This is a genomic window from Rhodopseudomonas sp. (assembly GCF_036404135.1).
Classification (GTDB): domain Bacteria; phylum Pseudomonadota; class Alphaproteobacteria; order Rhizobiales; family Xanthobacteraceae; genus Rhodopseudomonas_A.
Genome location: NZ_DASWPE010000044.1, coordinates 1 through 8,814, shown reverse-complemented (window position 1 = coordinate 8,814; position 8,814 = coordinate 1). Strand labels below are relative to the sequence as shown.

Here is an 8,814-nt window from a genome sequence, read left to right as displayed (position 1 = left end):
GATTCGCATCTCGGCGATTTCATCGAGGACAAGAACGCGATCCTGCCGATCGACGCCGCGATTCAAAGCAACTTGCGCGAGACCACCACGCGCGTCTTGGCGTCGCTGACGCCGCGCGAAGAACGCGTGCTGCGCATGCGGTTCGGAATCGGCATGAACACCGACCATACGCTGGAAGAAGTCGGCCAGCAGTTCTCGGTGACCCGCGAACGCATCCGGCAGATCGAAGCCAAGGCGCTGCGCAAGCTGAAGCATCCGTCGCGGTCGAGGAAACTGCGGAGCTTCCTCGACAACTGAGGCAAGCCTCGTCCGCCGCCGCCGTTTGGCGAAGGCGGATGCGGGCGTATTGGATAACTAAAGATCGTAGATCGTAGGGTGGGCAAAGGCGCAGTTGCGCCGTGCCCACCTTCCACGGGTGATGACGCCGAGGCAGCGCCGATGGCATCAAAGCGGCACCTGATCGAGGTCGACGAGGCGACCGCCACCCGTCTTCGCGAACGCGCCGATGCGCAGGGCATATCCGTCGCCGAATTGGTCGCGGGCCTGACGGCCCTTTCCGAAACCCCTGTCGAGATCTCCGCCGCAGACCTCGCCGAACTCGACCGCCAATGGGCGGCGATTCAATCCGGCGAACAGGCAACGGTCCCCCACGATCAGGTCGCGCGCTGGCTGGAAACCTGGGGCACGCCGGACTTCAAGCCATTTCCGATGAAATAACGCATCGCGCGCCATGAAGCTCACATGGTCGATGCAAGCGCTCGCCGACCTCAACCGCTTCGCGGTTTTCCTTCAGGACCGGCATCCCGCGTTGGCCCGGCGCATCGGCCGGGAAATCCTGAGGCGCGCGGAAATCATCGGCGACTATCCGGAATTGGGTCGCCCGATCCGCAGTAGCGCTTTCCGCGAGCTGAGCCTTGCGGTCATGGGCGCGACCTACATCCTTCGTTATGCCTATGACGACAATGGCGTTGTCATCCTGCGCGTCTTCCACAGCCGCGAGCAGCGCGAGACATGATCGAAAACCTTGCGTATCCTCGCGCCGGCTTTCTTTTCCCTCCCCATCTTCAGCAGCGTGTGGTCCGTAGGATGGGGTGAGCTCTTTGCGAAACCCATCTCGGCAGGACAGCGGCAACGCCACGTTTGGGGGCGTGGATGGCCGCGACGAGCGCGGCCATGACGTGTTGAGCGTTAAAGTGCTAATCGGATTCGCGGTATGTCGAGTCAGGCTTCAATGAGCCCAGACCCACCCCCGTCCGCAACACCATCACCTCGAACGGCAGTTGCGGAAACCGCGCGGTGCGTAGCGGCACGAAGCCGAGGCCATCGTACCATCGCGCCAGGTCGTGCTCGGAGGCGATGATGCTGGCCTCGAGCTCGGTGGCCCGCCAGTCGACGGCCACCATCGCGGCCGCTTCGACCAGTGCGCGGCCTGTGCCGTGGCGGCGTGCGGCCGGCAGCACCGCCAGTTTTTCCAGCGCGCAGATGCCATCTTTCGGCCGGCGCACCCCGACGCAGCCGCTGGGCGCGCCGTCCTCGGGTATCCGCAGAAACACCGTGCCGTAGGAAAGACTGCGGCGGATCGCGGCTTCGTCCGCGAAGGAGGGATGCGACGGGCAATTCTCGCGCGTCAGCCCGAGCCGCGCTGCCACCTCGGCGAAGGCCGCCGCAACCAGCTCCGCCAGCCGCGCCGCCTCATCAGATTGCGCCAGCCGCACGCGTTGCCGGAGCAGCGCCCGCTCAGGCACTCACGGCTTCCTTCGGCGTGACGTTGCGCGAGAGGTACGAATTCAGCAGCGTCGGCACCAGGCCGACCAGCCCATACAGAATGAACTGCTTGACGCCGCTATCGGCGCCGCGCCCGCCATACATCAGCGCGGTGGCGACGAACGCCAGCGCGCCGCACAACAGCATGCGCAGCGGCAGCTGCAGCCCCTTGACATGCGCCAGGATGTCGTCGATCGCCGCCATCATCAGCGACGGCAACAGCCCGAACAGGTAGCTGTATTGCAGCGTCGAAAACACGATGACGAACAGCTTGCCGATTTCGGCGATCGAGGTCTTGTCCCAATAGCCCGACATCACCGTGGTCGCGATCAGCAGCAGGAAGCCGCCGAGCGACGGGCCAATCAACGCGAAAATCAAATAGCGCTTCATCTCGCCTCCGCACCGCAACAAGCCGCCGCGCATGTTGTGGCAATTTTCCGCAGCTTTGAACAGGGGATCTCGGCGCTCCCGAGCGCCGGCAGACCGCGGCGCGGAAAATGCCCGCGCGCCGCGGCGTGCTGCGGCGCGGCAGGCGGCGCGCTTCTCAGCCGCGAAAGATGTGGTAGCTTTGGCGGTCGGCTCCGGCCGGCCAATCATCACGTTCGAACGAACGTCAAAAAGATACGCGGCCGCCACGGCTGCATTAGGGAGGACGCAATGGCATCGGTCTTCAGTCGATCGGTTTTGGCGTGCGCGGGCCTGCTCGCCATCCTGGCCGCGGGCGAGGCGCAGGCGCAGGACAAGCTGAAAAGCTATCAATCCGGCAGCAAGGAATTCTGGACCCATCCGCCGGACGACTGGTTCCTCGGCGACGAAACCGAAGCGCAGAAAGGGCTGGCGCCGCCGGCCGGGCCGCCGACCGGCGCCTCGGAGGCCGAACTCGCTGCCACCCTCAAGAAGATAAAACTGCCGCCCGGCTTCAAGATCGAGGTCTATGCCTCCGGCGTGCTGGCGGCGCGGCAGATGGCCTGGGGCGACAACGGCACGCTGTTCGTGGGCTCGTTCGGGCTCGGCAACGTCTACGCGATCAGCGGCGGCGAGACGCGCGAGGTCAAGACCATTATCAAGGGGCTGAAGATGCCGACCGGCATCGCGTTCCGCGACGGCGCGCTCTACGTGATCGATATCGACAGGCTGATCCGTTACGACAACGCCGAGGCCAATCTCGATCATCTCGGCGAGGGCAAGGTGGTGTATGACGACATGCCGTCCTACGTCGCCCATGGCTGGAAATATCTCGCGCCCGACAAGGACGGCTGGTTCTACGTGCCGTTCGGCCCGCCCTTCAACATCGGGCTGCCGCCGACCTCGGTGTCGCAGATCCGCAGGGTCGATCCGAAGACCGGCAATGCCGAACTGGTGGCGCTCGGGGTGCGCAATTCGGTCGGCGGCGACGTCGATCCGCGCAGCGGCAAATATTGGTTCACCGAAAACGCCCGCGACTGGATCTCCGACGACCTGCCGAGCGACAAGCTCAACATGGTGTCGAAGCTCGGCGAGCATTTCGGCTATCCCTATTGCCACCAGGGCGACATGCCGGATCCGAAATTCGCCATGGGGCATCAGTGCTCGGAGTTTACCCCGCCGGTGCTGAAGCTCGGCGCCCATGTCGCGCCGCTCGGCATGAAGTTCTACACCGGCGCGCAATTCCCCGCCGAGTATCAGAACAACATCTTCATCGCCGAGCACGGCTCCTGGAACAGGCATAAATATCAGGGCGCGCTGATCAAGCGGGTGATCGTCGATCCCGATGGCAAGAACGCCAAGCAGGAGGATTTCGCCAGCGGCTGGATCGAGGGCGACCAGGGCTATCTCGGCCGCCCCGCCGATATCGTGCTGGCCAAGGACGGCGCGCTGCTGGTGGCCGACTACTGGGCCGGGGCGATCTACCGCATCAGCTACAGCAAGTAAGTAAGGGCTAACAAGTCGCTCACGAATGGTGGCGCCTTGCTATAGCATTTTCAAGCGAAGTGGATCCCGGTTCGCGTGAAGAAGAAGCGTCAAAACAAGAATCTTGAGCTCCGGTTCTGATTCTATCAGAACCGGAATAGCTCTAGGCACGGCGTCGCGGACTCCCTCCCCCTTGCGGGGAGGGGCGGCCGAACGCGGCCGACGATGCATCGCATCGTCGGTGGCGTGGAGGCCGGGGTGGGGGTCCCCAGGCACGGGTGTCATTCAACACTGATCGCAAACAACAACAAAAGGCCACTCATGACTTGCCGTGCCGCCATCGCCTGCCTGCTGCTCGCGCTCGGCATGGTCGGCGAAACCATCCCGCTGCACGCCGCCGATCTCGCCGCCGGCCGCGAGAAAGCCGAACTCTGCGTCGGCTGCCACGGCGAGGCCGGCATTTCCAGCGTCGAATACACCCCGTCGCTGGCCGGGCAGCCAGACCTGTTCGTGCAATGGCAATTGATCTTCTTTCGCAGCGGCACAAGGCAGAACGCCCTGATGCGGCCGATCGTCGAGGCGCTCTCCAACGAGGACATCCGCAATCTCGGCGCCTACTACGCCTCGCTGCCGCCGATGCGCCCGCGCGGCGCCGACGCCGATCCGGAGTTGTCGCGCAAGGGCGCGGAGGCAGCGGCAGGGCGGCGCTGCGGCTCCTGCCATACCGACAGCTTTGCCGGGGTGAAGGCCACCGCGCGGATCGCCGGGCAGCGCGAGGAATATCTGATCAAGGCGCTCAACGAGTTCAAATCCGGCCAGCGCTCCGGCGGTGGCATGGCGGCGATGGCCGACGTCGCCTATTCGCTCAGCGAAGTGGAGATTTCGGCGCTGGCGCATTATCTGGCGCATTTTTCCGCGGCCAGCGTCGCGCCCGACGGCCAAACCGTCGGGCAGAAGGCGCCGTAGCGGCGGGCCAAGGTCGCGCCGCTCGCCCTTGGCGAGCGCGTGACCTGCACCGGCGCTCACCCTGTGCTAACAGCTTCTCCGCAGAGGCAACCAGGAGCGCACGGATGATCGTGACAGAGCTGCTCGCGCAATTGCCGCCGCCGGGGCCGGATGAGACCCTGGAGACGTTGCTGTCGCGCGGCGAGGTCCGCTTCGAGCGCATCGTCTCGACCGGGCAGGCGAGTCCGCCGGGGTTCTGGTACGACCAGGCCGAGACCGAAGTCGTGGTGCTGTTGGCCGGGGCGGCGACGCTGCGCTTCGAGGCCGATGATCGGCTGATCGCGCTGCGCCCCGGCAGCCTGGTGGAAATTCCCGCCCACGCCCGCCACCGCGTCGAGTCGACCCAGGCCGAGCCGCCGACGGTGTGGCTGGCGGTGTTCTTTCCGTGAGCGCGGCGGTTGGCGGCCACCTCGGCGTCGACCACAAGCTCACCGTCATTCTGAGGAACCCGGCGCAGCCCGAAGGGCGAAGACGGTTGTCTCGAAGGATGGGCTGCGAGGTTTTGGCGGGCCGCGCGTCTCGCAGCCGCATCCTTCGAGGCTCGCCTGCGCTGACTTTTGGTTGAGCGCTGCCGTCGTTTTGGCTCGCACCTCAGGATGACGGCGACGTGCCCTCGCGCCGCGCCCGCCGCGCTCTCGCCGCTGAGGTTGTTGCAGCACAAAGAGCTGGTGAGCGCGGCGCCTATAAGCGCCTCCGCATACCCCGTTCGGCCCGCAAAGCCATCTCACACCTCCGGCGCGATTGCGTTTGTCGCAGTCACCCGCATCCCAATGGAATGCCCGATGTTTTGTATCCAATGTGAACACACCATTCGCGCGCCGAAAGGCAATGGCTGCAGCTATCAGCGCGGGATGTGCGGCAAGACCGCCGAGATCTCCGATCTGCAGGACATGCTGGTGCGGCTGCTGCAGGGCGTGTCGATGTACGCCAAGGCGGCGCGCAGCGTCGGCATCGTCGACGCCGAGGTCGACGGCTATGTGCCGCAGGGTTTCTTCGCGACGTTGACCAACGTCAATTTCGACGCCGCGCGGATCATCGAGTTCAGCCAGCGCGCGGTGGCGTTGCGTGACCGCTTGCGGACGCGCTATCTCGCAGCCTGCGCCGCGCAGGGCGTGACGCCGCAGCTGTTGCCGCTCGCCGCCGATTATGAACTGCCCGACGATCGCGCGGCGCTGCTGCAGCAGGCCGGCCGGGTCGCGCTGAACGCCGACAAGGCCTCGATCGGCGAGGATGCGCTGGGCTTGCGGCTGTTGTGCCTTTACGGCCTGAAGGGTGCTGCGGCCTATCTCGAACACGCCCGCGTGCTGGGCCAGACCGACGTCGAGGTATATGCGCGCTTCCACGATGTCATGGCGTTCCTCGGCGAAGACCCCGGCGACATCGACAGCCTGTTCAAATGCGCGATGGATATCGGACATTTGAACTATCGCATCATGGAAATGCTGGATGCCGGCGGCACGCAGACCTTCGGCCATCCCGAGCCGACCCGGGTCAACATGAAGCCGTTGAAGGGCAAGGCGATTCTGGTGTCCGGCCACGACATGCACGATCTCGAACTGATCTTGCGGCAAACCGAAGGCAAGGGCATCAACGTCTACACCAATGGCGAGATGCTGCCGGCCCACGCCTATCCGGCGCTCAAGAGGTATCCGCATCTGGTCGGCAATTACGGCACGGCCTGGCAGAATCAGCAGCGCGAGTTCGCCGCGTTCCCCGGCGCCATCGTGATGACCTCGAACTGCCTGATCGATCCCAATGTCGGGCAGTACGGCGACCGCATCTACACCCGTTCGATCGTCGGCTGGCCCGGCGTGCAGCACATCGAGGGCAGCGACTTCTCGGTGGCGATCGACAAGGCGCTGGCGTTGCCTGGCTTCGCCGCCGACGAGCCTGCGCATTTCACCACCACCGGCTTTGCCCGCAATGCCTTGATGCAGGCCGCGCCCGCGGTGATCGATCAGGTCAAGGCCGGCGCCATCAAGCACTTCTTCCTGATCGGCGGCTGCGACGGCGACAAGGCGGAGCGCTCCTACTACGCCGAACTCGCGCAGTCGGTGCCGCAGGACAGTGTGATCCTGACGCTGGCCTGCGGCAAATTCCGCTTCAATGCGCTGGAGTTCGGCGACATCAACGGCATTCCGCGGCTGCTCGACGTCGGCCAGTGCAACGACGCCTATTCGGCGATCCAGCTGGCGCTGGCCTTGGCTGAGGCGTTCGGCTGCGGCGTCAACGAATTGCCGCTGTCGCTGGTGCTGTCGTGGTTCGAGCAGAAGGCGATCGTGATCCTGCTGACACTGCTGGCGCTCGGCATCAAGGACATCCGCGTCGGCCCCACCGCGCCGGGCTTCCTCACGCCCAACTTGGTCGGCATCCTTAACCAGCAGTTCGGCCTCAAGCTGATCACCTCGCCGGCGCAGGATTTGCGCGACATGCTGGCGGCGTAAATACGCAACGGGCGCTGTCGCTGGATAGTTTCAGCGGCGGCGCCGATCCCATCAGCTCCCATCAGCCCTGGCGCTGGCCGCCGGCGCCCGACGGCGAGGTGGCGCGCACCGGGATCGGCAGCCGCCGCGCCGGCTTGCGGTGGCCGCCGCCGGGGCCGCGGTGCGGACCGCCGAGATCCTGGCCCATCGCCATGATCGCGGTGCCCATCGCCGCCGAGCCGAAGGTGACGACGAAGCCGAACAGCAACAGGCCGAGCGCGGTCCAGGGCGAGGCGTCGGCGAAGATCAGTTCGCGCAGCCGGCCGGGGTTGAGCAGCAATAGGCCGCCGGTCAACAGCGCGGCGACCACCGCGCCGGCCGCAAGGTTGATCGCCAACAGCCGAAACAGCGGTTGCCGCAGCGTCGCAAACCATCGTTCCGGGGTCTGCCGGTCGTCGCGCATCGCACGCCTTCCTTTCGCCGCCACCGGCGGCCATGACGCCTGCGTAAGGCAGCCGTCCCATTTCCACCACGCACACTATGCTAAAGTGGGCTCGCTCGAGCGCCTTCGCGCTCGACGGTCTCGACTGGTATCCTGCCTCGCTCCACACCGCTTCTGAACCAAATCCGCGCACAGGCCGCTAATCTGTTAAGTGCTTTTGATTCAAAATCCGCTCTGCGACGCAACTTTTTGCCGCCGTCGCCGGCCCGCATGCCGCGGGCGGCGAGGCAGCCGGTCTGTCAACCATCATGTTCATAATCTCTCGTCAGGGGAACGGTTTCATATGATCAGGCTAGGTCTTGCAATTTTGCTGCTGGCGCTCGGCGCGGCAGCTCCGGCTCGGGCGGCGTCCTGCGGCGGCGATTTCCAGAGCTTCGTCGCCAGCATCTCGCGCGAGGCGGCGGCGCAGGGGATTTCGCAAAGCGTGATTTCCCAGGCGCTGGGCGGCGTCACCGAGGATCAGGCGGTGCTGTCGTTCGACCGCCGCCAGCGTGGCACCTTCAACAAGAGCTTCGAGCAATACGTCTCGACGAGGGTCGGCCCGGGCCGGATCAAGACCGGGCAGGCGATGATGATCCGCCATGCCTCGCTGTTGTCGCGGATCGAGCGGCAGTTCGGGGTGCCGCCGCAGATCCTGGTGGCGATCTGGGGGCTGGAGACCGATTACGGCGCCGGCGACATGGGCAAGCTGCCGGTGTTTCGCGTGCTGGCGACGATGGCGCATGATTGCCGCCGCACCGAGCTGTTTCAGGGCGAATTGCTGGCGGCGCTGCAGATCGTGCAGCGCGGCGATCTCGGGCTGCGCGACATGATCGGCGCCTATGCCGGCGAGATCGGCCAGACCCAGTTTCTGCCGTCGTCCTATATCAAATACGGCGTCGATTTCGACGGCAACGGCCATGTCGACCTGCGCCACAGCGTGCCGGACGTGCTGGCCTCCACCGCCAATCTCTTGAAGACCGCGGGCTGGCGCGCCGGCGGATCGTATCAGGAAGGCTCGGCGAATTTCGAGGCGATGCGCGAGTGGAACAGGGCGGTGATCTATCGCAAGACCATCGCTTATTTCGCCGACCGACTGGCCGGCGGTGGCTAGATGTGGAGCCTCAACAGGTTGTCCCCGAACAGAGCGAGTCGGCTGATGGGTGTTTGTGATTTTATGCCGCCGTGGGGGCGATGCCAGTTGTATCTGTGCAGCCAGACTGGCAGTTCCTGGGCGCGACGATCTGATGT

At 65.3% G+C, this 8,814-nt stretch carries 11 protein-coding genes and 1 pseudogene; 8 read left to right on the top strand and 4 right to left on the bottom strand.

Features of this window, described 5'->3' with window-relative positions:
* The 3 genes from VGC77_RS05565 to VGC77_RS05555 all read left to right on the top strand — a co-directional run.
* Positions 1 to 297, top strand: a 297-nt coding sequence (locus VGC77_RS05565; RefSeq protein WP_331170578.1) for a sigma-70 family RNA polymerase sigma factor, incomplete at its 5' end; no start/stop codon positions are given.
* A 141-nt stretch (positions 298 to 438) separates the two neighbouring features.
* A complete protein-coding gene (locus VGC77_RS05560; RefSeq protein WP_331170577.1) occupies positions 439 to 717 on the top strand; it encodes a hypothetical protein in 279 nt (92 codons plus the stop codon).
* A 13-nt stretch (positions 718 to 730) separates the two neighbouring features.
* Positions 731 to 1,015, top strand: coding sequence for a type II toxin-antitoxin system RelE/ParE family toxin (locus VGC77_RS05555; RefSeq protein WP_331170576.1), 285 nt, complete (start codon positions 731 to 733; stop codon positions 1,013 to 1,015).
* 181 nt (positions 1,016 to 1,196) lie between these two features.
* Here the strand turns inward: VGC77_RS05555 and VGC77_RS05550 are convergent, their stop codons facing one another.
* Both VGC77_RS05550 and VGC77_RS05545 read right to left on the bottom strand, forming a co-directional pair.
* Positions 1,197 to 1,745, bottom strand: coding sequence for a GNAT family N-acetyltransferase (locus VGC77_RS05550; protein WP_331170575.1), 549 nt, complete (start codon positions 1,743 to 1,745; stop codon positions 1,197 to 1,199).
* On the bottom strand, positions 1,738 to 2,154 hold the full coding sequence (locus VGC77_RS05545; protein WP_331170574.1) for a DUF5413 family protein: 417 nt from the start codon (positions 2,152 to 2,154) through the stop codon (positions 1,738 to 1,740). Before VGC77_RS05545 ends, VGC77_RS05550 begins: the two co-directional genes overlap by 8 nt.
* A gap of 267 nt (positions 2,155 to 2,421) precedes the next feature.
* On the opposite strand from VGC77_RS05545, the gene VGC77_RS05540 reads away from it, so the two are divergent.
* From VGC77_RS05540 to hcp, 4 genes are all read left to right on the top strand, one after another.
* On the top strand, positions 2,422 to 3,675 hold the full coding sequence (locus tag VGC77_RS05540) for a PQQ-dependent sugar dehydrogenase (RefSeq protein ID WP_331170573.1): 1,254 nt from the start codon (positions 2,422 to 2,424) through the stop codon (positions 3,673 to 3,675).
* A 345-nt stretch (positions 3,676 to 4,020) separates the two neighbouring features.
* The gene (locus VGC77_RS05535; protein ID WP_414709612.1) at positions 4,021 to 4,620 is read left to right on the top strand and encodes a c-type cytochrome; all 600 of its coding nucleotides are present in this window, start codon (positions 4,021 to 4,023) and stop codon (positions 4,618 to 4,620) included.
* Positions 4,621 to 4,724: 104 nt separating this feature from the next.
* Positions 4,725 to 5,048, top strand: coding sequence for a cupin domain-containing protein (locus VGC77_RS05530; protein ID WP_331170571.1), 324 nt, complete (start codon positions 4,725 to 4,727; stop codon positions 5,046 to 5,048).
* Between the two features lie 393 nt (positions 5,049 to 5,441).
* Entirely contained in the window at positions 5,442 to 7,103 is a 1,662-nt protein-coding gene (gene hcp, locus VGC77_RS05525) for a hydroxylamine reductase (RefSeq protein ID WP_331170570.1), read from the top strand.
* Between the two features lie 61 nt (positions 7,104 to 7,164).
* On the opposite strand, the gene VGC77_RS05520 is transcribed toward hcp, so the two are convergent.
* Positions 7,165 to 7,545, bottom strand: a complete 381-nt coding sequence (locus VGC77_RS05520) for a hypothetical protein (RefSeq protein WP_331170569.1) — start codon at positions 7,543 to 7,545, stop codon at positions 7,165 to 7,167.
* Positions 7,546 to 7,867: 322 nt separating this feature from the next.
* Between VGC77_RS05520 and VGC77_RS05515 the strand changes: the two genes are divergently transcribed.
* Positions 7,868 to 8,677: a lytic murein transglycosylase gene (locus VGC77_RS05515; RefSeq protein ID WP_331170568.1), complete on the top strand. Its 810-nt coding sequence runs from the start codon at positions 7,868 to 7,870 to the stop codon at positions 8,675 to 8,677.
* Here the strand turns inward: VGC77_RS05515 and VGC77_RS05510 are convergent.
* Positions 8,674 to 8,814, bottom strand: a pseudogene (locus VGC77_RS05510) (IS481 family transposase); the annotation flags it as partial. The gene VGC77_RS05515 and the pseudogene VGC77_RS05510 sit on opposite strands and share 4 nt — an antisense overlap.